The 23,548-nt window shown below is 62.0% G+C and carries 27 protein-coding genes; 19 read left to right on the forward strand and 8 right to left on the reverse strand.

Annotated elements, in window-relative coordinates; all coding sequences use genetic code 11:
* Positions 1–32: 32 nt before the first annotated feature.
* Positions 33–746, forward strand: a complete 714-nt coding sequence (locus DSC91_RS14630; RefSeq protein ID WP_115779852.1) for a Crp/Fnr family transcriptional regulator — start codon at positions 33–35, stop codon at positions 744–746.
* A gap of 10 nt (positions 747–756) precedes the next feature.
* Here the strand turns inward: DSC91_RS14630 and DSC91_RS14635 are convergent, their stop codons facing one another.
* The 4 genes from DSC91_RS14635 to DSC91_RS14650 form a co-directional block, all read right to left on the reverse strand.
* Positions 757–1,143: a hypothetical protein gene (locus DSC91_RS14635; RefSeq protein WP_115779326.1), complete on the reverse strand. Its 387-nt coding sequence runs from the start codon at positions 1,141–1,143 to the stop codon at positions 757–759.
* A gap of 195 nt (positions 1,144–1,338) precedes the next feature.
* Positions 1,339–1,710, reverse strand: a complete 372-nt coding sequence (locus DSC91_RS14640) for a hypothetical protein (protein ID WP_115779328.1) — start codon at positions 1,708–1,710, stop codon at positions 1,339–1,341.
* 265 nt (positions 1,711–1,975) lie between these two features.
* Positions 1,976–2,236: a hypothetical protein gene (locus tag DSC91_RS14645; RefSeq protein ID WP_115779330.1), complete on the reverse strand. Its 261-nt coding sequence runs from the start codon at positions 2,234–2,236 to the stop codon at positions 1,976–1,978.
* On the reverse strand, positions 2,229–2,978 hold the full coding sequence (locus DSC91_RS14650) for a DNA/RNA non-specific endonuclease (RefSeq protein ID WP_115779332.1): 750 nt from the start codon (positions 2,976–2,978) through the stop codon (positions 2,229–2,231). Before DSC91_RS14650 ends, DSC91_RS14645 begins: the two co-directional genes overlap by 8 nt.
* 117 nt (positions 2,979–3,095) lie before the next feature.
* On the opposite strand from DSC91_RS14650, the gene DSC91_RS38515 reads away from it, so the two are divergent.
* A complete protein-coding gene (locus DSC91_RS38515; protein ID WP_268238898.1) occupies positions 3,096–3,230 on the forward strand; it encodes a hypothetical protein in 135 nt (44 codons plus the stop codon).
* Between the two features lie 167 nt (positions 3,231–3,397).
* Here the strand turns inward: DSC91_RS38515 and DSC91_RS14655 are convergent, their stop codons facing one another.
* Positions 3,398–3,757, reverse strand: a complete 360-nt coding sequence (locus DSC91_RS14655; RefSeq protein WP_115779334.1) for a DUF3564 domain-containing protein — start codon at positions 3,755–3,757, stop codon at positions 3,398–3,400.
* 161 nt (positions 3,758–3,918) lie between these two features.
* On the opposite strand from DSC91_RS14655, the gene DSC91_RS14660 reads away from it, so the two are divergent.
* Positions 3,919–4,593: a DUF4410 domain-containing protein gene (locus DSC91_RS14660; RefSeq protein WP_115779337.1), complete on the forward strand. Its 675-nt coding sequence runs from the start codon at positions 3,919–3,921 to the stop codon at positions 4,591–4,593.
* A gap of 41 nt (positions 4,594–4,634) precedes the next feature.
* Here the strand turns inward: DSC91_RS14660 and DSC91_RS14665 are convergent, their stop codons facing one another.
* Positions 4,635–6,320, reverse strand: a complete 1,686-nt coding sequence (locus DSC91_RS14665) for an acid phosphatase (RefSeq protein WP_115779339.1) — start codon at positions 6,318–6,320, stop codon at positions 4,635–4,637.
* Positions 6,321–6,434: 114 nt separating this feature from the next.
* Positions 6,435–6,722: a hypothetical protein gene (locus tag DSC91_RS14670; RefSeq protein WP_115779341.1), complete on the reverse strand. Its 288-nt coding sequence runs from the start codon at positions 6,720–6,722 to the stop codon at positions 6,435–6,437.
* Positions 6,723–6,897: 175 nt separating this feature from the next.
* Between DSC91_RS14670 and DSC91_RS14675 the strand changes: the two genes are divergently transcribed.
* Positions 6,898–7,869: an IclR family transcriptional regulator gene (locus DSC91_RS14675; RefSeq protein WP_115779343.1), complete on the forward strand. Its 972-nt coding sequence runs from the start codon at positions 6,898–6,900 to the stop codon at positions 7,867–7,869.
* Positions 7,870–7,960: 91 nt separating this feature from the next.
* Here the strand turns inward: DSC91_RS14675 and DSC91_RS14680 are convergent, their stop codons facing one another.
* Complete coding sequence (locus DSC91_RS14680; RefSeq protein ID WP_115779345.1) at positions 7,961–9,037, reverse strand: porin; 1,077 nt, start codon at positions 9,035–9,037, stop codon at positions 7,961–7,963.
* 440 nt (positions 9,038–9,477) lie between these two features.
* Here DSC91_RS14680 and DSC91_RS14685 point away from each other — a divergent pair, with 440 nt between their 5' ends.
* The 15 genes from DSC91_RS14685 to DSC91_RS14755 all read left to right on the forward strand — a co-directional run bounded on the left by DSC91_RS14685 (position 9,478) and on the right by DSC91_RS14755 (position 23,539).
* The gene (locus DSC91_RS14685; RefSeq protein ID WP_074289216.1) at positions 9,478–9,792 is read left to right on the forward strand and encodes a non-heme iron oxygenase ferredoxin subunit; all 315 of its coding nucleotides are present in this window, start codon (positions 9,478–9,480) and stop codon (positions 9,790–9,792) included.
* A 1-nt stretch (position 9,793) separates the two neighbouring features.
* Positions 9,794–10,105: a recombinase-like helix-turn-helix domain-containing protein gene (locus tag DSC91_RS14690; RefSeq protein ID WP_115779347.1), complete on the forward strand. Its 312-nt coding sequence runs from the start codon at positions 9,794–9,796 to the stop codon at positions 10,103–10,105.
* A 49-nt stretch (positions 10,106–10,154) separates the two neighbouring features.
* Positions 10,155–11,252: an aromatic ring-hydroxylating dioxygenase subunit alpha gene (locus tag DSC91_RS14695; RefSeq protein WP_115779349.1), complete on the forward strand. Its 1,098-nt coding sequence runs from the start codon at positions 10,155–10,157 to the stop codon at positions 11,250–11,252.
* Positions 11,245–12,021, forward strand: coding sequence for an SDR family oxidoreductase (locus tag DSC91_RS14700; protein ID WP_115779351.1), 777 nt, complete (start codon positions 11,245–11,247; stop codon positions 12,019–12,021). The genes DSC91_RS14695 and DSC91_RS14700 overlap by 8 nt, the downstream gene beginning before the upstream one ends.
* Positions 12,022–12,047: 26 nt before the next feature.
* Positions 12,048–12,575, forward strand: coding sequence for a cupin domain-containing protein (locus DSC91_RS14705; RefSeq protein ID WP_115779353.1), 528 nt, complete (start codon positions 12,048–12,050; stop codon positions 12,573–12,575).
* Between the two features lie 39 nt (positions 12,576–12,614).
* Positions 12,615–13,505: an alpha/beta fold hydrolase gene (locus DSC91_RS14710; protein WP_115779355.1), complete on the forward strand. Its 891-nt coding sequence runs from the start codon at positions 12,615–12,617 to the stop codon at positions 13,503–13,505.
* The gene (locus DSC91_RS14715; protein ID WP_115779357.1) at positions 13,506–14,408 is read left to right on the forward strand and encodes an IclR family transcriptional regulator; all 903 of its coding nucleotides are present in this window, start codon (positions 13,506–13,508) and stop codon (positions 14,406–14,408) included.
* A complete protein-coding gene (locus tag DSC91_RS14720) occupies positions 14,405–15,202 on the forward strand; it encodes an SDR family oxidoreductase (RefSeq protein WP_115779359.1) in 798 nt (265 codons plus the stop codon). Before DSC91_RS14715 ends, DSC91_RS14720 begins: the two co-directional genes overlap by 4 nt.
* On the forward strand, positions 15,195–16,853 hold the full coding sequence (locus DSC91_RS14725) for a thiamine pyrophosphate-binding protein (protein WP_115779369.1): 1,659 nt from the start codon (positions 15,195–15,197) through the stop codon (positions 16,851–16,853). The genes DSC91_RS14720 and DSC91_RS14725 overlap by 8 nt, the downstream gene beginning before the upstream one ends.
* Complete coding sequence (locus DSC91_RS14730) at positions 16,846–17,676, forward strand: aspartate dehydrogenase (RefSeq protein WP_115779379.1); 831 nt, start codon at positions 16,846–16,848, stop codon at positions 17,674–17,676. The genes DSC91_RS14725 and DSC91_RS14730 overlap by 8 nt, the downstream gene beginning before the upstream one ends.
* A gap of 40 nt (positions 17,677–17,716) precedes the next feature.
* Positions 17,717–19,207 carry an aldehyde dehydrogenase gene (locus tag DSC91_RS14735; protein ID WP_115779381.1) on the forward strand — a complete coding sequence of 497 codons (1,491 nt, stop codon included), beginning with the start codon at positions 17,717–17,719 and terminating at the stop codon, positions 19,205–19,207.
* A gap of 26 nt (positions 19,208–19,233) precedes the next feature.
* Entirely contained in the window at positions 19,234–20,199 is a 966-nt protein-coding gene (locus tag DSC91_RS14740; RefSeq protein WP_115779383.1) for a VOC family protein, read from the forward strand.
* Entirely contained in the window at positions 20,192–21,457 is a 1,266-nt protein-coding gene (locus DSC91_RS14745) for an NAD(P)/FAD-dependent oxidoreductase (RefSeq protein ID WP_115779386.1), read from the forward strand. The genes DSC91_RS14740 and DSC91_RS14745 overlap by 8 nt, the downstream gene beginning before the upstream one ends.
* A 25-nt stretch (positions 21,458–21,482) precedes the next feature.
* Positions 21,483–22,886, forward strand: coding sequence for an MFS transporter (locus tag DSC91_RS14750; protein WP_115779388.1), 1,404 nt, complete (start codon positions 21,483–21,485; stop codon positions 22,884–22,886).
* 404 nt (positions 22,887–23,290) lie between these two features.
* Positions 23,291–23,539, forward strand: coding sequence for an RHS repeat domain-containing protein (locus DSC91_RS14755; protein WP_229758392.1), 249 nt, complete (start codon positions 23,291–23,293; stop codon positions 23,537–23,539).
* The last annotated feature ends 9 nt before the right edge of the window (positions 23,540–23,548 follow it).

Consider the following 23,548-nt stretch of genomic DNA (forward strand, 5'->3'; position numbering starts at 1 on the left):
CGGGTAGCCGACAATCGGGCACGGACCGTTCCATGACTGCGAGTTTTTCATCGAATGAGCTTGCCACGCGGCTGGAGCGCGGCGCGTGGTTTCGCTCGGCACCTGCCGCCATGCGGGCGCGGTTGATCGAAGCGGGGCGTATCGAGCGCCTTGCGGCGGGTGAACGGCTCTTCACGCGCGGCGATTCCGACGACGGCCTCTATTGCGTGCTCGACGGTCTCGTGAGAATCGGCGCGGCCAGTTCGGCCGGGAAAGAGGCATTGCTCGCGGTCATCGAACCGGTCAACTGGTTCGGCGAGATCGCGTTGTTCGATAACCGTCCGCGAACCCACGACGCGTATGCCGAACGCGATTCCGAGCTGTTTCATGTGCCACGCGCGGCGCTTGTCGAACTGCTCGAGCGCACGCCCGAGTATTGGCATGTCTTCGGTTTGTTGCTGACGCAAAAGCTGCGCCTCGCTTTCGACGCCATCGAAGAAGCCGCGTTGCTGCCCGCCGCGCCGCGCGTTGCCCGCCGCTTGTTGTTGATGGCCGGCGGCTACGGCGAACCCGGCGCATTGCGGCGCGTACTCAAAGTGCCGCAGGAGGACCTGGCGATGATGCTGGCGTTGTCGCGGCAGACGATCAATCAGGTGCTCAAGCAGTTCGAAGCGCAGGGCGCGCTGAAGCTGGGCTATGCGGAAATCGAAATTGCCGATGTGCAAAAGCTTGGCGCGCTAGCGGATCTGAATCCGGCTGCGGACTGAGCGCCTCGATTTACTCGCAAAGCACGACGCGGTCTCCGCTATACGGCCTACTCGCGTGCTCCTGCATCTGATCGGCATGGCGGCGCTTCAATGGTCCAATCAGTGCTGCGGGGAGTGTCGAGATCAACGTATGCAAGGTGAAATCGAGATCGTCGAGCGCAATGTCGAGTTGCACGCGCACTTCTTCGCGTACGGCCTCGGTGCTGACCACATACACGCCGAGCGGCGAATGAAGCAGTGTGCGGAGTTGGGTGCCGGGAAGATCGTGCGGCGGATGAGGCAGGGTGACCTGCAAGCGGGCGCGGGCCGCGGGGAAGGGAAGGACATTGTTGCGCGGGACCGGCGGCGCGTTGCGTGGCTGCGTTTCGAAGTTGTCGATTGATTGCGTGAGTGCCATTCGATGCGGCGTTCGTTGACGCCATGGTTGATCAAGACAGTTCGAGATTAGACGGCTACAGGTAAACGCAGTGCAAAAATTGGGGTGTCCAATGAAAAAAAGGCGAGTCGTGAGACTCGCCCTCCCTGAACGGCACAGTTCGGCTTCGATTAACTATGGATGCCTGGCCGGTGCGTGCCGAATGCCGATCACGTGTTATTGCGTCTTCGTCGTGTCGGTCTTTGCGCCGTCGGCTTTTGCCGGGGCATTGCTGGCCTCTTTCGCGCTCTCCGTCTTGGTCTTGCTTGCGCTTGTATCGACAGCAGTCTTCTTGGTGGCCTTATGGGTCTTTGCCGTGTGGCTGGAGGTAGCCTTCTTCACGTGCGTCTTCGTCGCGGCCTTCGTCGGCGCTTTCGTTGCCGAAGTGGCTTCGTCGGTGGCGCCGGTTTGCACGGTGGTGCTCGCCTTCAGATTGGCTTGACCGGCGGGTTGCGTTTGTGCGGGTTGTGCGGCCGACGGCGCTGCGGTTTGTGCGAATGCGGTCGACACGACGAGAGCGGAAGCGAGAGCGGCGAAAAGCGTCTTCATGATGTAACTCCTGGTTTAACCGGTTGTGTCTTTTGTCGCGGCTGAAATGTTCAGCGCTGCCGGTTTAACGTTGGCGGGAGGACAGCAGTTGACGGTGCTCTGGTGACAAAACGTAACGGCGGATACATATCGGGGTCCTGAATCAGCTTGAGGCTGTTTCTGTTTACCGATAGCTCAGACGGCGCAGTGGTCGCGATCGATCCCACGCAAATGCTGGGACCCTGCGTGAAGACGCAGGGTCTGCTGCCATCGTTCCAGATTCGCGCTATTGAAACGGATTCTGCACGACGCCCGGTTTCGCATCCGGCTCGTCCTTTACCTTCGCGGGCAAGTTGGCCTGCGCCTGCAGCGCGGTCACTACTGCATCGATCGCTTCCTTCAGCGCTAGAGCCGCCTTCAGCCCGCGCTGATCCTGAGTCAACTCCAGCGTTCCGTTCAGCACTACGCGCGTGGTGCCGTTGCTGAGGGTGAGGGCATCGCCCTGGATGTTGAGCACGTCGTCATCGTTCGAATAGGGTTTAAACACCTTTCAGTCCTCCCGGTCGCTGATCTTTGAGGTTCTCCGGAATGCCCGGAAAACGGATGCCCGATGCCGTTTCGAGTTCGTGAATCGTCCTGATGTCGTAGCGGTTGGTCGAGACGTTGTCCACCACCACCGCGAATGCCATCTGCCGGGACGGCACGTAGACCACCTTGAACAATTGCGTCGGCACGAAGACACGTGTCGGTCCGATGGTCTGCAATTGCTGCCCGCTGAAAATCGGTCCGGTGACGACATAAGTATCGTTGTACGACATTGCGATCTTACGCACCGACGTTTCGATACGCGCCCACAGGCGCTGATTGTTCTCGCGATTCTGCGGCACCACGTTCGCCAGCGAAAACGATTGTGCCATCGCCTCCTGATTCCAGCGATTGCCTGCCGGACTCATATGACCGCGATCGAAGCCGCTGCGTTTATAGTCCGCGAGTGTTGCGCCTTCGCCGTCCGGCAAACGCGCGTCCTCGAAGAATTTGTTGGTGCGCACCATGTCTTTGGCGGCTTCGATATGATCGCGCGTCAGATGCTCGGCGGACCACAGCGGACCGTGCGTGATACCCGAATGCAGCACCGCGAAATCGCTATAGCACAGCATGCGCGTTTTGGGCGCCATCTTCTGATTGATCAGAACCGGCCATTGCGCATTCGGGGTGAACTGGGTGCAGGAAGGCGCCGCGCTCGCGTGAGCGGCAACGGCGAACAACAGACAGGCAAACCACTTCTTCATATGTCGGTCAGTCGAGGAATCGGGGGCGCAAGTATAGCGTCGTGAGCCGGTGTCGCGCGACGTGGAACGCAAAGAAACGCGTGGCAGGGAAGTCGCTTTTGCGCATCGCCCGCAGCGATGAAAATGCTGGGAGCGGAAGAAGCGGAAGAAGCGGAAGAAGCGGAAGAAGCGGAAGAAGCGAAAGAAGCACGCGGCGCAAAGCACAGAAAGCTCCGCACCAAAAAAAAACGGGCCGCTTTGCAGCGACCCTAATGCGTGGATTTCCAACTCTACGCACGCAAACTTAAGATGGACTTAAGCGCGCGCACCGGATGCAAAGTACGGCGTGTGTTGAACACCGAACTCGCGCACAAATCCCCCGCACATGTCGCTGCGGTTGGCGCGAGTAAAAATTTCGACCGGCAAAAAAGCGCTCGAACCTAATTACCGAATACGCTGTGCTCGGCCTGTACGTTCTGGCGGTCGACGGCTTGCAAGCGCCAGAAACCGCTGGTCGGTGCGTGCGTGGGCAAGGCCGTCCACGCTGCGGCGCCCTGCGCCGCGCTCACGCGTTGCTTGCGGTCGACGTGCAATCCGCGCAGCGTGCACAACGGTGCGTCCGTGCTCGGCGCACAGAGGGTGGTCACGCCATTGTCGTCGTGTAACTCGCCCCACGGGGGCAGATCGATCCCTTGATGTGCTTCCCTCGACCACCGGTGTTCGTCGGTGTCGAGCCATAGCACGGCGTAATCGTGACTGACGGTCGGATCGGAACCGTTGATGAGGATGGTCAGACGCATGGCAGTTCCGTACAAAGTGCGAAGTAATGCTTTATCAGTCTATGTCGCGACGCGTGTTATGCAAGGGCAAAAAGGGATGACGATCGGGCACGAAAAAACTCACGCGCGACGCACACGGCTGTACGATAGCCGCGTCCATAAGAGATTCGCGGAGGCGCGCCATGCTGCGTCGATTGCTGCAATTCATGATGGTCGCGGGATGCCTGAGCTCGGTATCGACGCTCACTGCCGCTGCGGACAGTGTCCCCTTCGCCTCGCCCGCGCCGATCGTGTACGTGTCCGACTTCGATCTCGACGTGGCCGACATAACGCCTGATAGCGGACCGGGACAACGTGTGCGCCGCCTGCGCGGTCTGCTGCCGAGTGGCCCAGGCCCGTTGGGCAAGGACAAGAATCCGGAGGACCACGCCAAGGACATCGTGAACGAAATGGCGGACGCGCTGACTGCGGACCTGAAAAAAGGCGGCGTCGATGCGCGCCGTATTGCGCCAGGCCAGCCATTACCCGCTACGGGTTGGCAAGTGCGCGGCGTGTTTCTGAGTGTCGACGACGGCAATCGTCTAAGACGTGCGATGGTGGGTCTTGGTGCGGGTCAGAACAATATTCAAGTGGCGGTGTCGTGCGACAGCTTGGGGACGGTCGATTTGCCGCCGCTCTATCAGGCCGTCGAAGACACCGACAGCACGGGCAAGCCAGGCGCGGTGATCAAACTCAATCCATACGTGATCGCGGCGAAGTTCGTCATGGCGAGCGGCGACGAGAAGAAGACGATCAAGAAGACCGCGCAGCAGATTTCAGATGCGGTGATTGCGAGGCTGCACGGGGTGGCGCAGTGATCGACGCCCTGCTGTCCACCCTCGTGCGATAGGCCGGCGGCTCAGGCCAGATCCAGCGTACCCGTCAAATCGCCCAGCGGCGCCAGGCCATTTTGCGCAAAAGCCCGATCTCGCGCGACAACCCCGTCGAGCGGCGCCAACCCATGTACCCGGCTAATCAGACGAAGAATCGAATTGGTGTCGTACACCGTATGATCGACATACCCCTTCTTCGCTAACGGTGAAATCACCAGCGCGGGAATCCGCGACCCCGGCCCCCAACGGTCGCCCTTCGGCGGTGAAACCGGGTCCCACCAGCCGCCGTTCTCATCGACTGTGACGACCACGACCGTATTGGCCCACTGCGGGCCGCGCTGAATATGTTCAATCACGTTCGCGATGTGACGATCCCCTGACGCGACGTCCGCATACCCCGCGTGCATGTTCAGATCGCCCTGCGGTTTGTAGAACGTGACGGCCGGCAGGCGCCCCGCGTCGATATCGGCAATCAGACGATTGGTGGAGGCGTCGTCGCCGAGGCCTGCATCGCGCAGATATTTACGCCGCGCGGCGGTACCCGGCGCGTAATGGGCGAAGTAATTGAACGGCTGATGGTGGTACTGGAAATCCGGCACCGCACCCGTGTCCTGATGCTCCAGCGCGTACTGCCACGCACCGCTGTACCACGCCCAGTCCACGCCCTTGTCCGTCAGACGGTCGCCGATCGTCGCGAAGTTTTGCGGCGGCAGCACGCGCGGATTCGACAGGTCGGCGAACGCGGGATTGCCGCCTTCGGCCGGACGCACATTGCTCGGCTGGTAGGGCGGCGCCATCGTGTTGACGGCATAGCCGTCGGCGGTAAATGCGCCGTCGTTGACGAATTTCGGCGGACCGTCGAGTGCGGACGCAGGCGAGTCCGGCGCCAGCTTGAGCCGCACGCCGGTCGGATCGTCGCCGTCGACCACCGAGACCATCTTCTTCGCCGGACTGTTGTGAATGTCGGGATAGAACGGCGCCTGCGCCGAGATCAGAAAGATATGGTTCAGCCACGAACCGCCGAAGGCCGCCATGAAGAAGTTGTCGCACAGCGTGTATTGCTGCGCGAGATTCCACAGACGCAGCGTGTCGGCGGAATTGCGGTAATGCCCCATCACCAGGCCGCCGGCGTCGCCCCATGCGGCGAACTGGTTGTTGCGCCCGGCGTTGATCTGCATCTGGTTCTGATAGAAGCGATGCACCAGATCGCGGGTGATCACACCGGTCGGCAGCGGGGCGCCGTGCGCGTCGGTGATACGGAACGGGCCGTTGCGCAGGTTGCCGATATCCTTCTGGCTGATCATGTAGCGCTTGCCGTCCACCTCCTGCGCTTGCGGCACGAGGCCGCCCCAGATTGCCGGCAGGCGCGGCAGCGGTGTTTTGCCGTCGCGGTCGAGTTGCAGGTAACGCTCGGCGCTCACCGCATCGAGTGGATGCTGGACGCCGGGAAAGTTGCCGTACAGATTCGCGAAGCTGCGGTTCTCGGCGTAGATCACCACGATCTGCCGGACCTGGTCGCGCAGCGCGGCGTCGAGCCGCAAGTCGGCGGCGCTGCGCGGCGCCGTGTCGCTCGCGGTGCCTTGTTCCGTCTTGCAACCGGTCAGTGCCAATCCGATGCCGACTGCCGCGAGCCCGGTCAGGACACGGCGGCGTTCGGGATCGTCGGGGGCGTCGTTGAGGTTCGGCGGCAGGGTCGAGTCATTGTCTGTCATCGGTCTCTCGCGAAGTGTGCGTGACGTGCGCTTCACAGCCAGAGAGCTGCTGCTCGGGGCGGCGTGCGCGCGGCACCGGGTTCAAATACGGGGTGGCCGAAGGTTCCGGCACAGCTAAGGCAAGCGCCGCTTCACGCGCCAACTGTTGTGCGTCGAGTCGACGGCGAGCAGAAGCCAATGTCTGGCGTCCACCGGATGACGCCGCCGCGTGGCGTAACCGTCAACGGTCAATTCGAGTTCGTCGAAAGTCCGCCGATGGCAGGTGGCATGCGCGCCGGAGCCGTCCGCGAATTCGACTATCGCCGCGGCCTCCCGGGCCGGCTCGGGCAGGTGCGCGATATGCACTGCGCAGCCCGGGTAAAGATGTGAGTCGGCAACCTGGATCTGGACGGAATCGGACATGAGTGTGGCCTCCGGACGCCTGGCGGGAACCGACGCGCGGCAGCGAGACCCCGCGCGTTGGACCGCATCAAAGGATAGCACCGCGCGAAACGAAAATGACCGCCGTGTGCTTCGCGCTATCATGTTGATCTGTACCCGATGAACAGTAGAGACAACGGCAAAGACGGCAGCCAAGATGGCAAAAGAAGAGCAGACAGGAGCGGGACGCAAGCACGTGAGGCCACGCGGCGCGACAGTGTCGACTGCGCAAAACGATGCGGCGCGGTCCCTGGCGGACGGCACCGATTCCCCCGATTCCATCGATGAAGAGAGCACCGGCGGATCGACTTATCTCGTGCCAGGGCTGGAGCGCGGCCTGCGCATCCTCGCCGAATTCAGCGCACGCGAGCCGATTCTGGGCGCGCCCGAATTGTCGAAGCGCATCGGCATTCCGCGCACCACTACATTTCGTCTGCTGCAAACGCTCGAAGCTCTAGGGTTTCTCGAACGCGTGAACGGCGATCGCTATTTCCGCTTGAGCGTCGCGGTGCTGCGGCTCGGTTTCGAATACCTGAGTTCGCTCGAACTCACCGACGTCGGCACGCCGATTCTCGAACGTTTGCGCGACGCGACCGGCCTCAGCACGCATTTGCTGATCCGCGACCAGCGCGACGTGGTGTTTGTCGCCAAGGCGCAAACGCACGAGCCGATGTTCAGTTCGGTGAAGGTGCATGTCGGGACACGTCTGCCCGCGCATGCCACCGTCCATGGCCAGGTGCTGATGGGCGATTTGAGTTTCGAAGCATTGCGTCAGTTGTACCCCGAGCCGCAGCTCGAACGTTTCACCGAACGCACGCCGGCGACCGTCGAGGAACTGTATGGCAGGGTGCGCGAAAGCGCGGCGCTCGGCTACGCGTTGAGCGAGGCGTCTTTTGAAAGGGGGATTTCGGTGGTGAGCGCGCCGGTGCGCGATCAAAGCGGCAAGATCGTGGCCGCGTTGACGGTCACCATTCCGCGCTCGGATATCGGCGAAGCGGAAGAACGCGAACCGCTCATCATCGCGGTTTGCCAGGCGGCGCTCGAATTGTCCGAACGCCTCAGCTATCGTCCGCGGCCGGATGATCCGACTGCGGCTCAAGCGCGTCGCAGACCGGTTACGGCGAACTGATTCCGGTTTTGCTTCTGCTCATGGCAAACGGCCCGGCTGCTTTCGCACCCGGGCCGTTTGCTTTACATCAGCGGCATCGTCGTCGTTGACATCAGAACGAGTGGTGGATACCCGTCAGGAAAATCGTCTGGTTCCGGCCGCTCGACACGCCCGCCGTAAAGAACGCGGCGTCCGTATTCGAACCCGCGCGTTCGTACAGCGCATTCACGTACAACTGCGTCGACTTCGACAGCGCGTAGATATCGCCGATCTCGAATTGCGTCCAGCGGTGGCCGGCCAGCGTTGTCGTCGCGGCGCCGCCTGCAACGGTGTTGAACGGCGTGAACTGATAATTCGCGCCGACGTCGTAGCTCTGATACGTGTCCGAATGGCCGGACGATTCCAGCTTCACGCGCGTGTACAAACCATGCACCAGCAGCTTGCCGAACTGGTATGACGCGCCCGCGCCCATGTTCTCGACCTTGTCCGCGGTGTAGTTGGCCGCGGCGACGCCCTGGAAGTTGGCGATGCCCGTCGTCACGATCGACGGCGTGCGGTTGTGCTCGTTCGCGTAGGTCGCCCCGGCCTTGAGCGGGCCATTCGCGTAGCTCAGCGCAAAGCTCAGCGTCTTGCCGGTCGAGAAGTTGGTGGTGTTGCCGAGACCCATCATCGCGCCGACCGAGAAGCCGGCGAAACTTGCCGAGCGAAACTTCACCGAATTGTCGAACGGCACCACGCCCGTGTCGGCGAGTTCGTCGATGTTGCCCGGGTGAAATGCGTACCAGCTCGCGGCCTGGTAAGCCGTGCTCAACGGACCCAACACGTCGAAGCTGAATGGCGTTTGATGGCCGAGCGTCACGGTGCCGAACTGGTCCGAACTCAGTCCGACAAAAGCCTGGCGGTTGAACAGGGTGCCGGCTTTGGCGAATGCCCCCGTGTTCGTATAGAAGCCGTTTTCCAGCTGGAAAACCGTCTTGAGACCGCCGCCCAAATCCTCGACGCCCTTCAGGCCCCAGCGGTCGGGCTGCATGTTGCCCTGTTCCTCGATCCACTTCGCATGGCCACCCGCATTGCTGATGTATGCAATGCCGGCATCCAGGCTGCCGTATAGCGTCACGCTGCTTTGCGCCCATGCGCCAGTCGTTGCGCAGATTGCCGTCAAGCCGGCCGCCGCAATGATGTGCTTCACCGTTGGTTCTCCTGATCGCACGACTCACAGCTCGCGCTGATTTCGTCGTCCCTGATCCTTGCTTTGGGTTGAATGCAGCTTTGGGTTTATGCGCCAAAACTGCCACGCTTTATGTTCCACCTATGGGCTATTGTGTCGCCTATGGAAAAGTATAGTGAGTCTGGAAGTGGTCAAAATAAATTTTCGGACCCCGTACAAACCCGCATGAGGGTGTGCGAATTTGTCTGAAAATTATGGGGAAACCCAAGCCCAGAAAGGCTTTTGAGCAAACACGATCATTCCTGGCGGTTCACTCGAGGCCGTGTTGCGAACGCCACAGTCGGTGTTTTCCCCTACCGGCCCAGATTTTTATTTTCTCGACTCGAAGCCACTCCTATAATTATCCATACACGAACTGATGTTCCTTATATGGAACATAGGGCTTCAGGAGAAGGTGAGAAATGACTGAACAATGGCGCTGCGCCGGCCATGCCGGCGACCTGTCCGACGACGCGCCGCTCGAGTTCAAACTCGACGGCACGGAGATCGGCATCTACAAGGTGGGCGATGCGCTGTACGCGCTGGAAAACGTCTGCCCTCATGCGTACGCGCTGCTGACGCAGGGCTTTGTCGACGGCGACACCGTCGAATGCCCGTTGCACGAAGCTGTGTTCCATATCCCGACCGGCAAATGCTTGAAAGAGCCCGGTGGCCGCGACCTGAAGATGTACTCGGTACGTCTCGCCGGCGAAGAAATCCAGATCAAGGTGGAATGACATGCGAGAGCAAACCGTGAACTTCAATCCCTTCCTGAAGCCGTGGCTCGCGCCGCAGCCGAACAACGTCGCCGGCAAGGGCGTGATCGAAAAGCCGGGCGAGACCGAAAATTTCATCTGGCAGACGCGCAAGGCTGAGCCGACTCAGTACGAAAACGACTTCGGCGATGCACTCGAAACCGTTTTCGAAGCCGGTGCGAATGAGTTACAGGAAGTCGTCGACGGTTTGAACCGCGGGGGCTTCCGCACGCCGGAAGGCAATGCGTGGGACGCCGACCGACTCGCCGCCGAATTCCGCTTGCTCGCCGAATAAGCGCGCTTTCCCGAACACGTCTCATCGCTTTCGTATCCGGAGTCTCCTCATGACGTCCCCCAATACAACGACTCAAGGCGCGGCCGACCCGATTCAGTCCTATCTGAACCGTGGCCTGCGCAACTACTGGTATCCCGTCGCGCCGAGCTGGCAAGTCGGCGACGCGCCGGTCGGCGTCACGCGCCTCGGCGATCAGATCGTGCTGTGGCGCGACAAGGAAGGCAAAGTCCGCGCGCTCGAAGACCGCTGCCCGCACCGTGGCGCACGTCTGTCGCTCGGCTGGAACCTTGGTGGCAGCGTGGCGTGCTGGTATCACGGCATTGAAATCGACGGCGGCGGCACCGTTACCAAGGTCCCCGCTGTCTCGAACTGCCCGCTGGAAGGCCAGAAGTGCGTGAAGTCGTATCCGGTCGAAGAGCATGCCGGCGCGATCTTCCTGTGGTTCGGCGACGACGCTCACAAAGAACCCACGCCACTCGTGCTGCCGGAAGAACTGGTGGGCGACGAATACGCGAATTTCCTGTGCATGTCGCACTGGAAATGCAACTACCAATACGCGATCGACAACGTGATGGATCCGATGCACGGCGCGTATCTGCACGCGACCTCGCACTCGATGGCCGAAGGCGACAAGCAGGCCGACATGCGCGTGCGCAAGACCGAAACCGGTCTGATGTTCGAGAAGGTCGGCCAGCGCGACGTGAATTTCGACTGGGTCGAGCTCGGCGAAACTGGCACGCTGTGGATGCGCCTCGCGATTCCGTACAAGAAGAAGTTCGGCCCGGGCGGCAACTTCGGGATCATCGGCTTTGCCACGCCGGTCGACGAAAACAACTGCCAGGTTTACTTCTGGCGCACGCGCAAGGTGTCGGGCTGGCAGCGCGACGCCTGGCGCTTCATGTATCGCAACCGTCTGGAAGGGCTGCACTGGGCCGTGCTCGAACAGGATCGCTATGTTCTGGAAAGCATGGCGCCGAATGCGCGCGAGCACGAATTTCTCTATCAGCACGACGTCGGCATGACGCGGGTGCGCCGCATGTTCCGCCAGCGCGCGCAGCAACATTTTGCCGAACTGGACGCTTACCACGCTCAAGCCGCTCAAGCCGGCACGGCGCAAACCGAAGCAGCAGGCCACAGCCATGCATAACGAAGCGCTTCCGGCATCGGCTGCGCTCGAAGGGCGGCGCGTCCTCGTAACGGGCGGCGCGCGTGGTCTCGGCGCGGCGTTCGTTCGCTCGCTGGTGCAAGCCGGTGCGCAAGTCGTGTTCGGCGACGTGCTGCATGACGAAGGCCGCGCGCTCGCTGCGTCGCTGGTCGAGCAAGGCCACGCGGTGACGTATCTGCCGCTCGATCTCGCCGACCCCGCCAGCATCAAGCAATGCGCCGATCAGGCCGCGGCGCAACTCGGCGGCCTCGACGCGCTGATCAACAACGCGGCGATCACCAACTCGGGCGGCAAGCTCGCCGACGAGTTGTCGGTCGACACGTGGGACGCCGTGATGAACGTCAACGTGCGCGGCACGTGGCTGATGAGCACCGCTGCATTGCCGTATCTGCGCGACTCGGGCCGCGGCAGCATCGTCAATATCGCATCGGATACAGCGATGTGGGGCGCGCCAAAGCTGCTCGCGTATGTCGCGAGCAAGGGGGCGGTGATCTCGATGACCCGCTCGCTGGCACGCGAATTCGGTGCACATCAAGTGACGGTCAACGCGATCGCGCCTGGCCTCACCGAAGTCGAGGCCACCGCCTACGTGCCCGCCGAGCGTCACCAGTATTACCTGCAAGGCCGTGCGCTCACGCGCGCACAAGTGCCCGACGATGTTACCGGGCCGGTGCTGTTCCTGTTGTCCGATGCCGCGCGCTTCGTGACCGGCCAGTTGCTGCCGGTCAACGGTGGCTTCGTGATGAATTGATCTTGTCGAATCGAAAGGAGAAAGAGATGGCGGACGCCGAACTCGAGCGCAAATCGTGGGAACAACCCGCGGATGCGAGCTTTGCACAATGGTTGGACAGCCGCGTCGCGCGTCTGGAAACGCGTCGTTACGACTGGGACGCGCTGAAGTTCCAGGCCGACTACGACCCGAAATATCGCCGTGCGCAAATGCGCTATGTCGGCACGGGCGGCACGGGCGTCGCGAAAGATATGAATACGGTGCCCGCAGGCGGCTTCACGTTTTCGACCATGGTGATCCCGGCCGGCAACATCGGCCCGAGCCATATTCATAGGGATGTCGAAGAAATTTTCTTCGTGCTGCGCGGCAAGATGAAGGTGATCTGCGAGAAAGACGGCGAAACGTGGGAGGCCGTGCTCGGCGAGCGCGATCTGATCTCGGTGCCGCCGGGTGTGTATCGCACGGAAGTGAATATCGGTGAAGAAGACGCGTTGATGTGCGTGATGCTCGGCGCAGCCAAGCCGATTACGCCGACGTATCCGCCGGATTCGCCTCTGGCCAAGCTCAAGCGCTAAGCCTTCAAGTTCGTCTTCAAAACACCCACGAAGGAAATCATGTCTGCACTCTCGTCCGCTACCGTCGATCAGAACGCTACGTTCGAAGCGCGCCTTGCACGCTTTCCCGCGCAGCAGATCTGGCTGGCATCGCAACGCGCGGTGAGCTATCGCGAGGCGGATAGCGCCGAAAGCGATGCGCTGCCGCTGGTGTTGTTGCACGGTATCGGTTCGGGCGCGGCTTCGTGGGTGCAGCAGCTCGAAGTGCTGGGCGAGACGCGTCGCGTACTGGCATGGGATGCGCCGGGGTATGGCGCATCGACACCCGTGGCAGCCGAGTCGCCCGCGGCAAGCGATTACGCAACTGTATTGAAGGAATGGCTCGACGCGCTCGGCATTGAACGCTGCGTACTGCTGGGTCATTCGCTTGGCGCGATTGTCGCAGGCGCGTTTGCTGTGACGAACCCGCAGCGCGTGGCCGGTTTACTGCTGTTGTCACCTGCCGGCGGTTATGGCGCGGCATCCGCTGACGTGCGCGAAGCCAAACGCGATCAGCGTCTCGCCATGCTCGACGAACTCGGCCCGCAAGGCCTTGCCGAAAAACGCAGCACCAATATGTTGTCCGCCTACGCGAGCGACGAAGCGCGCGCATGGGTGCGCTGGAACATGTCGCGCGTGATTCCGCGCGGCTATGCGCAAGCAACGCATCTGCTCGCCAACGCCGATCTCGCCAGCGATCTCGCACGCTGCAGAGGCCGCATCAGCGTCGCGGTCGGCGCAGACGACACCATTACCCCTCCCGAAGCCTGCGCGCGGATCGCATTGGCCGCGGGCACCAAACTGCAGGTCGTGCCGCGCGCCGGGCACGCCGGCTATATCGAAGCACCCGCCGCGTACAGCGCGATTATCGACACGTTCTGCCGCGCGAGCGACGGACAACGGAGCCAATGAATGACGTCCGACACGCATGACATCGTTAGCGCCGAGCGCGACGCGGACGACGACCGCAACGACGCAGACACGAGCAGCGATACCAGCTATCGCGTGCCGGGTCTGGAGCGCGGTCTGAAGATTCTGACGGAGTTCTCGCCGCGCGAGCCGGTTCTCGGCGCACCGGAATTATCGAAGCGCCTGAAGATTCCCCGCACGACGGTGTTCCGTCTGCTGCAAACGCTCGAATCGCTCGGCTTTCTCGAGCGTGCCGATAAAGACCGCAACTATCGCCTCGGCGTCGCGGTACTGCGACTCGGTTTCGAATATCTGAGCTCGCTCGAATTGACCGACCTCGGTTTGCCGATCATCGAAGCGCTGCGCGACGATACCGGCTTGACGAGCCACATCGTGATACGCGACGGACGCGATGTGGTGTTCGTTGCCAAGGCGCAAAGCCACACGCCGATTTTCAGTTCGGTGAAGGTGAATGTCGGCACCCGTCTGCCTGCCTACGCGACGACGCACGGCCAGGTGTTGATGGGCGACATGACGCTCGACGACTTGAAGAAGCTCTATCCCGAGCCGGAACTCGAACGCTTCACGAAACAAACGCCCGCGACGGTCGACGATCTGTACGAACGGATTCGCGACGACGCCAAGCGTGGCTTCGCGATCAGCGAGTCGTCGTTCGAACGCGGCATCTCGGTGGTGAGCGCGCCGGTGCGTAACGACACGGGCCGCATCGTCGCCGTGATCACCACGACGATTCCGCGCCACGAGATCGACGCGTCACTGCTCGACAGCGGCCTGATCGACAAGGTCCGCCGCGCGGCTGACGAACTGTCGCAGCGGCTCAACTATCGGCCAAAGGGTGGCCCGAACGCGGGCGCGAAATACTTTAAGGCACTGGGGCTCAAATGATTCAAATCGACTTGACCGGACAGGTGGCGGTGGTGACGGGCGGCTCTTCCGGCATCGGCTTGGCGACTGCCGAACTGTTTCTGCGAGCAGGCGCCTCGGTCGCGATCTGCGGTCGCGACAGCGAACGTCTCGCACAAGCGGAAGCCGCGCTGAAGGCGCAGTTTCCTCAAGCGCAACTGTTGGCGCAAACCTGCAACGTGCTCGACGCCGATGAAGTCGCAGTATTCGCGCAAGCCGTGCAAACACGCTTCGGCCGCACCGACATGCTGGTGAACAACGCCGGCCAGGGTCGCGTGTCGACCTTCGCCGACACCACCGACGACGCCTGGCGCGAAGAACTTGACCTGAAGTACTTCAGCGTGATTCGCCCGACCCGCGCGTTCCTGCCGATGTTGCGCGACGCATCGAACCCGGCCGTGGTCTGCGTGAACTCGCTGCTCGCACTGCAACCGGAGCCGCACATGGTGGCGACTTCGTCGGCGCGCGCCGGTGTGCTGAGCCTCATCAAATCGCTCGCAGTTGAACTGGCGCCGCAACGCATTCGCGTGAATTCGATTCTGATCGGCATCGTCGAATCGGGTCAATGGCGCCGCCGTTACGCGAAAGAAGCGCAGCCGGGTCAGAGTTGGGAGGACTGGACCGCCGACCTGGCGCGCAAGAAAAACATTCCGCTAGGCCGCTTCGGCAAACCCGAAGAAGCCGCACAAGCGCTCTTTTATCTGGCTACGACGCTGTCGTCCTATACGACGGGCAGCCACATCGATGTTTCTGGAGGCGTTGCACGACATGTCTAACAAAACCACCGTTGGCGAACTGATCGCCGCTTTTCTCGAGCAATGCGGCGTTCAAACCGCATTCGGCGTGATCTCGATTCATAACATGCCGATCCTCGACGCGATCCACAATCGCGGCAAGATTCGCTACGTCGGCGCACGTGGTGAAGCGGGCGCGGTGAATATGGCTGATGGCCTGGCACGTGTCTCCGGTGGGCTCGGTGTTGCATTCACCAGCACGGGCACGGCGGCGGGGAATGCGGCCGGCGCGATGGTCGAAGCACTGACCGCGGGCACTGCACTGCTGCACGTTACCGGCCAGATCGAGACTGAATACCTCGACAAGGACCTCGCGTATATCCACGAAGCGCCGGATCAATTGTCGATGCTGTCGTCGATCTCGAAGGCCGCATTTCGCGTGCGCTCGGTCGAAACCGCATTGCCGACGATCCGCGAAGCCGTACGTGTCGCGCAAACCGCACCGAGCGGCCCGGTCAGCGTCGAAATTCCAATCGACATTCAAGCCGCCGAAATCGAATGGCCCGCCGATCTGGCCGCGCCGCATGTCACCACGCTTACGCATTGCAGCCAGCGTGTCGTGCAACTCGCGGAGCAACTGGCAAATGCGAAGCGTCCGCTGTTGTGGCTCGGCGGCGGCACGCGTCACGCACGTGCTGCGGTTGAACGTCTTGTGGCCTTGGGCTTCGGCGTCGTGACCAGCGTGCAGGGCCGTGGCGTGCTGCCGGAAGATCATCCGGCGACGCTCGGTGCGTTCAACGTGCATGCCGCTGTCGAAAGCTTCTACAAGACGTGCGATGCGCTGGTGGTGGTCGGTTCGCGTTTGCGTGGCAATGAGACGCTGAAGTACAAGCTGGCGCTGCCGCAACCGCTGTATCGCATCGACGCCGACGCGCTCGCCGACAACCGTGGCTATCGCAACGACATGTTCATTCACGGCGATGCATCGGCGGTTCTCGAAGAACTCGCGACGCTGCTCGAAGGCCGCCTGAAAGTCGATCCGACGTTCGCGCAAGACCTGGCTGCCGCGCGCGAAAGCGCAGTCGCCGATGTTGGCAAGGGTCTCGGCCCGTACAAGCGCCTCGTCGACGCCCTGCAGCAGGCCGTGGGCCGCGACTACAACTGGGTGCGCGACGTCACGATCTCGAACAGCACGTGGGGTAATCGCATGCTGAAGATCTTCTCGCCGCGCGCGGGCGTTCATGCACTCGGCGGCGGCATCGGCCAGGGCATGCAGATGGGTATCGGTGCAGCGCTCGCAGGTAATGCTGCAAAGACCGTGTGCCTGGTCGGCGACGGCGGCTTGATGGTCAACGTCGGCGAACTCGCGACGGCCGTGCAGGAAAACGCCAACGTGATGATCGTGCTGATGAACGATCAGTGCTACGGCGTCATCCGCAACATTCAGGACGCGCAATACGGTGGCCGCCGCTGCTACGTCGATCTGCACCAGCCTGATTTTGCGCAGTTCTGCGAAAGCCTGAAGCTCACGCACTACCGCATCCAATCGCTCGACCAGGCCGAGGAGATCATCCGCGAAGGCATGGCGAAGACCGGCCCTGTGCTGGTCGAGGTGGACATGCTGTCGGTCGGCTCGTTCGCCACCGCGTTCGCGGGCCCGCCGGTCAAGGAAAAGGAGCCCGAACATGCATGAGACCGGCTACGCGGGGCATCACGCACCCGTCGATGTCGCGATGATCGGCTTCGGCGCGATCGGCCAGGCGGTGTATCGCTCGGTCGAGTCGGATCCGACGGTGCGCGTGTCGCACGTGATCGTGCCGGAGCGTCATATGGCGTCGGTGCGTGAAGTGGTGGGCGCATCGGTCGATGTGGTGGCGTCGGTGTCCGCGTTGAGCAGCCAGCCGCATTTCGCGCTGGAATGCGCGGGGCACAGCGCATTGGTCGATCACGTGGTGCCGTTGCTGAAAGCCGGTACGGATTGCGCGGTCGCATCGATCGGCGCGCTGTCCGACATGATGTTGCTGGACGCGCTCTCCGCCGCGGCCGATGAAGGCGACGCAACGTTGACACTGTTGTCGGGCGCAATCGGCGGCGTGGATGCGTTGTCCGCCGCCAAGCTCGGCGGCCTCGACGAAGTGCTGTACACGGGCCGCAAGCCGCCTTCGGGCTGGCTCGGCACGCCCGCGGAACAGGTCTGCAATCTGCACACGTTGAACGAAGAGAGGGTGATTTTCGAAGGCAGCGCGCGCGAAGCGGCGCGCCTCTATCCGAAGAACGCCAACGTCGCCGCGACGATCGCGCTGGCCGGCCTCGGTCTGGACCACACCATGGTCCGCCTGATCGCCGACCCGAACGCGTCGCGCAACGTGCACCGTATCGTGGCGCGCGGCGCGTTCGGCGAGATGTCGCTGGAAATGTGCGGCAAGCCGCTGCCCGACAACCCCAAGACGTCCGCACTGACCGCGTACAGCGCGATTCGCGCGTTACGCAATCGCGCGGCGCGTTGCGTGATTTAAGACATTAGCTGACTAGCTGAAGCAAACCGGAACGACCGACATGACTCACATCGATACCAGCCTCGTACCAAACGGCGATATTTTTATCGGCGGCGAATGGCGGCAAGGGCGTGGCAATCCGTACAAAAGCCTGTATCCGGCGGATCAGTCGGTCAACATGGAAATCTCGACCGCCAACGCCGACGACGCCCGCGAAGCCGTCGAAGCCGCGGATATCGCCTGGCGCCGCGCGGATTGGTCGGGTCTGAAGCCGCATCAACGCGCGCTGATTCTGTATCGCATCGCCGATCTGATCATGGCGCGTCACGAAGCGCTTGCGCAATTGCAGCGCCGCGACAACGGCAAGCCGATCGGCGAAACGCGCGTGCTGGTGGCGAGCGCGGCGAACACCTTCCGCTACTTCGCGGCCTGCCTCGAAACGCTCGACGAGGAAGTCACGCCTTCGCGTGGCGACTATCTGACGATGAGTATTTATGAGCCGATCGGTGTGATCGCGGCGATCACGCCGTGGAATTCGCCGATTGCATCGGATGCGCAGAAACTGGCTCCGGCGCTGGCGGGTGGTAACGCCGTGGTGTTGAAGCCCGCTGAAGTCACGCCGTTGGTGTCGCTTGCATTGGCGCGTATCTGCGAAGAAGCCGGCGTGCCGAAGGGCGTAATCAGCGTGGTGCCGGGTAAAGGTTCTGTGATCGGCGACGTGTTGGTGCGGCATCCATTGGTGAAGAAAGTGTCGTTCACGGGCGGCACCGAAGTCGGCCGCGGAATCGCGCGCATCGCCGCGGACAAGCTGATGCCAGTCTCGCTCGAACTCGGCGGCAAGTCGCCGACCATCGTATTCGACGACGCCGATCTCGATCACGCCGTGAACGGCGTGCTGTACGGCATCTTCAGTTCGTCGGGTGAGGCATGCATCGCAGGCTCGCGCCTTTTCGTGCAGCGTTCGATTTACGACGCGTTCATGAAGCGTCTTGCGGAAGGCGCACGCAAGCTGCGCGTCGGCGATCCATCGCGTGCGGAAACGCAGATGGGTCCGCTCATTACGGCTGCCCATCGCGAAACCGTCGAACGGTATGTCGCTTTGGGCCTGGAAGAAGGCGGCCGCCTGCTGTGCGGCGGCGAGCGGCCGGTTGGCGAGGGTCGCGAACAGGGCACCTACTTCCAGCCGACGATTCTCGAAGGCCTCACGAACGAAGCCCGCATCTGCCAGGAAGAGATCTTCGGCCCGGTGCTGGTCGCGATGCCGTTCGACGACGAAGCCTCGCTGCTCAAAGAAGCCAATAACAGTGTGTTCGGCCTCGCCGCCGGCATCTGGACGCGCGACTACAAACGCGCTTACCGGATCGCTCGAGCGCTCGAAGCCGGCACCGTGTGGATCAATACCTACAAGCTGTTCTCGATTTCGACGCCGTTCAGCGGCTGGAAGGAGAGCGGCATGGGACGCGAGAAGGGCCGGCTCGGCATCCGCGAATACATGCAGCAGAAGAGCCTCTACTGGGGCTTGAACGACGCGCCGCTGGCGTGGGCGAACTAACACGCGAAATACGCAAGAGGCACGTTATGACGATTCTCGGCATTGAACAGATTATTTACGGCGTGACGGATCTCGCCACCTGTCGCCGCTTTTTCGCGGACTGGGGTTTGAAGGAAGTCGCGCATGACGAAACACACGCACGTTTCGAAACGCTGAACGGCTGCACGATTCTTGTGATCGACGCAAACGACCCGTCGCTGCCGCCCGCTTTCGAAGAAGGTCCGACGCTGCGTGAAGTGACGTGGGGTGTCGCAACGAAAGCGGAACTCGACGAACTGCGTGGCCGCTTTGTGGGTCAACCGGGCCACTTCGAAACGGACGACGCCGTGGGTTGTATCGATCCGAACGGCATGGCGATTCGCGTTGAAGTGACCCGCAAGCGTGCTTTGGATATCCACGGTTCACCGTCGAACGTGTGGGGTCAAACGCTGCGTATCGATCAACCGTCGCCAATTTACGAACGCGCCGAACCGGTCGAAGTGGGCCACGTCGTGTTCTTCACGAACCAACTCGCGGAACAGGAAAAGTTCTACCAGGAGCTGCTCGGCTTCGAAATGTCCGACCGTTATCCGGGCCGCGGCGCGTTCATGCGTTGCGCACCGCACGGCGGCCATCACGACATTTTCCTGCTGGCCTTGCCGGGCGGTAAGCGCGGTCTCAATCACGTGGCGTTCACCGTGCGCGATATCCACGAAGTGTTCGGCGGCGGTATGCATATCAGCCGCTGCGGTTGGGATACGCAACTCGGTCCGGGACGTCATCCGGTCTCGTCGGCTTACTTCTGGTACTTCCAGAATCCGGCCGGCGGCCTGATCGAGTACTACGCCGACGAAGACCAGCTCACGCCCGAATGGCAGCCACGCGATTTCGAACCGGGCCCGACCGTGTTCGCCGAATGGGCGATCGACGGCGGCATCGACGGCAATACACGTCGCCAGAAAAATGCGAAGGCGCCGGAAGGCAAGTTCATGACGGAGCGGAAAAATGACTGACGCTGCTGCTGAAAAGGCGCAAGCCGCGCATGCCGGACTCGAAGCGCCGCGCACGATCGTTGTGATCGGCGGCGGTCAGGCGGCGGGTTGGGTCGTGAAGACGTTGCGCAAGGAAGGCTTCGACGGCCGCCTCGTGATGATCGCCGACGAGATCCATCTGCCGTATGAGCGGCCGCCGTTGTCGAAGGCCGTGCTTGCCGGTGAGGCGGATATCGAAACCGTGCGCCTCGTGAAACCGGACGATTTCGACGCGCTGAATGTCGAAGCATGGCAGCCGGAATGCGCGACGTCGATCGATCGCGAACAATGTATCGTGCGCACGCAGTCGGGCCGTGAAGTGCAATACGACCGGCTCGTGATTGCAACCGGCGGCGCGGCGCGCCGTTTGCCGGACGCGCTGGTGAAGACCTCGCACCTCGCCTATCTGCGTACGCTCGACGAAGCTGTCGTGCTTGGCGAACGGTTGCGCGGGAGCAAACGGGTGCTGGTGGTCGGCGGGGGATGGATCGGCCTCGAAGTCGCGGCGACGGCGCGCAAGCTCGGCGTGCAAGCGACGGTTGTGGAAGGCGCGCCACGTCTGTGCGCTCGCTCGTTGCCGCCGATGGTGTCGGATTTCCTGCTGCAACTGCATCGTGAGAATGGCGTGGACGTGCGTCTGAATGCGTCGCTCGTGTCGATTGCGGATCATCCGAACGACGCCAACCGCATCCGCGCAACGTTCGCCAACGGCTCGACACTGGACGCGGATTTCGCGGTCGCCGGCATCGGCCTCGCACCCCACACGGCGCTGGCGGAAGCCGCGGGTATCAAGGTGGACGACGGCATTGTCGTCGATCATTTCGGCGCGACCGACGATCCGCGCATCTTCGCATGCGGCGACGTCGCCAATCATCCGAGCGCTTGGCTCAAGCGCCGCGTGCGCCTTGAATCGTGGGCCAACGCGCAGAACCAGGCGATCTCGGCGGCAAAGGCTTTGCTCGGCAAGTTCGAACCGTATGCGGACATTCCGTGGTTCTGGTCCGACCAATATGACGTCAATCTGCAGATCCTCGGCGACATTCCAGGCGATGCGCAACTCGCCATACGCGGTGATCTGCCGGGCAAACGCGCCACGCTTTTCCATCTGGAAGACAGCGCGATTCGCGGTGTGATCGCCATCAATACGCCGCGCGAACTGAAACTGTCGCGCAAATGGATGAACCAGGGCCGGACGATCGACCTGGCCACCCTGACCGACGCCTCAACGGCGCTTGCCTAACCACACCTACGGACGGCACCACGGCATGAGAACCATCGACAACACCATGGGGGACCGCAGCAGCGCCGGTGTCTCAGGCCCCGTGACCCGGGGCTCGATCATCGCGCGTCTCGAGCGCTTGCCGAAGAATGCGATGCAGGTGCGCGCGCGCATCCTGATCGGCCTCGCGACGTTCTTCGACGGCTTCGACGTAATCGCGATCGCGGCCACGCTGCCGATCCTGATTGCGAAGTGGCATCTGACGCCGTGGGAAATCGGCTTTCTGATCGGCTCCGGTTCGGTCGGGCAGTTGATCGGCGCGTTCGTGTTCCCGTGGTATGCGGAGCGCAAGGGCCGCGTGAAGGCGATTGCGCTGAGCTCGGGGATCATCGGCATGACGAGTATTGCGTGCGGTTTTGCGCCGACCTTCGCGGCGTTTGTCGTGTTGCGTGTGATTCAGGGGCTTGGGCTCGGCGGTGAATTGCCCGTGGCCGCAACCTATATCAACGAGATCAGCCGTGCGCATGGGCGTGGCCGCTTCGTGCTGTTGTATGAAATCGTTTTTCCGGTTGGTTTGCTCGCTTCCAATGCATTAGGGGCGTGGATCGTGCCGCGCTTCGGCTGGCAGGCGATGTACTTTATCGGCGGCATGCCGTTGATTCTGTTCTTCGTGCTGCGCAAGCTGGTGCCGGAGTCACCGCGCTGGCTGGCCGAACGCGAACGGATGACCGATGCCGATACCGCGGTGCATGCTTTCGAGCGGGCTGTGAAAGGTCCGCTGCCGCCGGTTGCCAATTCGGCCGAGTTCGATGCGCTGGCCAATCGCCATCCGAAGCGCCGTATGGCCGATCTGTTCGGTCCGGCGTATCTGAAGCGCACGATGGCTGTTGCAATGCTTTGGATCACCTGCGGCTTCATTCAGTACGGCCTGTCGACCTGGCTGCCGACGATCTACCGCACGGTTTATCACGCGCCGCTGCAACTGGCGTTGAATCTGGCGGTAGCCGCCTCGGTGCTGGGCGTGCTGGGTTCGCTGACCTGTGCGTTGCTGGTCGACAAGGTGGGGCGTAAGCCGATCATTAACTTGTCGTTCGTGGCGTGTGCGCTGTCGTTGCTGTTGGCGGGTGTGTTCCACAATTCGTCTGTGTATGTGGTGGCGACGTGCTGCGCGTTTTCGCTCGGCTTCCTCGCTTGTGGCTTCATCACGGCGTATGTGTACACGCCGGAGCTGTATCCGACGAGTATCCGTGCGATGGGCTGCGGTGTGGGCGGCGCGTGGCTGAAGGTGGCGGCGATTTTTGCGCCGGCGATCGTTTCGAAGACGATGATCGGCGGCAATCTGGACGTGGCGTTTTATATTCTCGCGGCTGTGCCGTTTATCGCGGCGATCGCGGTGCACTTTCTTGGGATTGAGACCAAGGGCAAGGTGCTGGAGCAGCTCGAGGCTTGATGCTTTCGAGCGTGTGATGGGTTGGGTGGGCGGTTGATGTTGTAGTGCCGCAATGGCAGGAAGGCGAAGGGCGCACTGGGTGGTGCGCTCTTTGTTTTTGGAAGGCAACACTGACGATTTAACCGGCAAGCGCGACCCGTGTATTTGGAAGGAATTTGCGCTAGCGCATAGTTCTTCGAAACTCGAGTGCAGCGTAAGAAATCTACTACTCAAGTTCAGAACAATCCTCTATAAAACCGATCTGCTTTTCAATATCCTTCTATTAGTTAGTAAACCTATAAATAGAGAGGACATTGATGGTTGATTCATCTGGGAGTTTGTACGCCTGTGTCGGGGCATGCTGGGAAAGTTGCAGGGGGCTAGTTGGACGTGTGGCAAGTTGTTGTGCTGCGGTTTGCCTGTTGATGCCTGTGATGTCTGCCCACGCCGATGATATCGCCTACGGGTACGACGCATTGGGCCGTCTCACGTCGGTCACGGTGACCGGCGCTACTGCGTACTACGACTACGACGCGGCGGGCAACATCACAGGGATTCGGCGGGAGGGGGCGGTGTCTTCGGTGGCCAATGCCCACCATGCTGATGGCTCGCCTCACTCCGGTGCCGGGGCACTGCCCGATTCAGTTGCTTCGGCGCAAGCCGCCACGCGCTAGACGCGCGGC

This window comes from Paraburkholderia caffeinilytica, assembly GCF_003368325.1.
Classification (GTDB): Bacteria; Pseudomonadota; Gammaproteobacteria; order Burkholderiales; family Burkholderiaceae; genus Paraburkholderia; species Paraburkholderia caffeinilytica.

Bases quoted from the DNA above. Each gene is read 5' to 3' on its own strand.
- DSC91_RS14630 (WP_115779852.1), top strand. From the start codon at position 33: ATGACTGCGAGTTTTTCATCGAATGAGCTTGCCACGCGGCTGGAGCGC.
- DSC91_RS14635 (WP_115779326.1), bottom strand. From the start codon at position 1,143: ATGGCACTCACGCAATCAATCGACAACTTCGAAACGCAGCCACGCAAC.
- DSC91_RS14640 (WP_115779328.1), bottom strand. From the start codon at position 1,710: ATGAAGACGCTTTTCGCCGCTCTCGCTTCCGCTCTCGTCGTGTCGACC.
- DSC91_RS14650 (WP_115779332.1), bottom strand. From the start codon at position 2,978: ATGAAGAAGTGGTTTGCCTGTCTGTTGTTCGCCGTTGCCGCTCACGCG.
- DSC91_RS38515 (WP_268238898.1), top strand. From the start codon at position 3,096: ATGAAAATGCTGGGAGCGGAAGAAGCGGAAGAAGCGGAAGAAGCGGAA.
- DSC91_RS14655 (WP_115779334.1), bottom strand. From the start codon at position 3,757: ATGCGTCTGACCATCCTCATCAACGGTTCCGATCCGACCGTCAGTCAC.
- DSC91_RS14660 (WP_115779337.1), top strand. From the start codon at position 3,919: ATGCTGCGTCGATTGCTGCAATTCATGATGGTCGCGGGATGCCTGAGC.
- DSC91_RS14665 (WP_115779339.1), bottom strand. From the start codon at position 6,320: ATGACAGACAATGACTCGACCCTGCCGCCGAACCTCAACGACGCCCCC.
- DSC91_RS14670 (WP_115779341.1), bottom strand. From the start codon at position 6,722: ATGTCCGATTCCGTCCAGATCCAGGTTGCCGACTCACATCTTTACCCG.
- DSC91_RS14675 (WP_115779343.1), top strand. From the start codon at position 6,898: ATGGCAAAAGAAGAGCAGACAGGAGCGGGACGCAAGCACGTGAGGCCA.
- DSC91_RS14685 (WP_074289216.1), top strand. From the start codon at position 9,478: ATGACTGAACAATGGCGCTGCGCCGGCCATGCCGGCGACCTGTCCGAC.
- DSC91_RS14690 (WP_115779347.1), top strand. From the start codon at position 9,794: ATGCGAGAGCAAACCGTGAACTTCAATCCCTTCCTGAAGCCGTGGCTC.
- DSC91_RS14695 (WP_115779349.1), top strand. From the start codon at position 10,155: ATGACGTCCCCCAATACAACGACTCAAGGCGCGGCCGACCCGATTCAG.
- DSC91_RS14700 (WP_115779351.1), top strand. From the start codon at position 11,245: ATGCATAACGAAGCGCTTCCGGCATCGGCTGCGCTCGAAGGGCGGCGC.
- DSC91_RS14705 (WP_115779353.1), top strand. From the start codon at position 12,048: ATGGCGGACGCCGAACTCGAGCGCAAATCGTGGGAACAACCCGCGGAT.
- DSC91_RS14710 (WP_115779355.1), top strand. From the start codon at position 12,615: ATGTCTGCACTCTCGTCCGCTACCGTCGATCAGAACGCTACGTTCGAA.
- DSC91_RS14715 (WP_115779357.1), top strand. From the start codon at position 13,506: ATGACGTCCGACACGCATGACATCGTTAGCGCCGAGCGCGACGCGGAC.
- DSC91_RS14720 (WP_115779359.1), top strand. From the start codon at position 14,405: ATGATTCAAATCGACTTGACCGGACAGGTGGCGGTGGTGACGGGCGGC.
- DSC91_RS14725 (WP_115779369.1), top strand. From the start codon at position 15,195: ATGTCTAACAAAACCACCGTTGGCGAACTGATCGCCGCTTTTCTCGAG.
- DSC91_RS14730 (WP_115779379.1), top strand. From the start codon at position 16,846: ATGCATGAGACCGGCTACGCGGGGCATCACGCACCCGTCGATGTCGCG.
- DSC91_RS14735 (WP_115779381.1), top strand. From the start codon at position 17,717: ATGACTCACATCGATACCAGCCTCGTACCAAACGGCGATATTTTTATC.
- DSC91_RS14740 (WP_115779383.1), top strand. From the start codon at position 19,234: ATGACGATTCTCGGCATTGAACAGATTATTTACGGCGTGACGGATCTC.
- DSC91_RS14745 (WP_115779386.1), top strand. From the start codon at position 20,192: ATGACTGACGCTGCTGCTGAAAAGGCGCAAGCCGCGCATGCCGGACTC.
- DSC91_RS14750 (WP_115779388.1), top strand. From the start codon at position 21,483: ATGAGAACCATCGACAACACCATGGGGGACCGCAGCAGCGCCGGTGTC.
- DSC91_RS14755 (WP_229758392.1), top strand. From the start codon at position 23,291: ATGCCTGTGATGTCTGCCCACGCCGATGATATCGCCTACGGGTACGAC.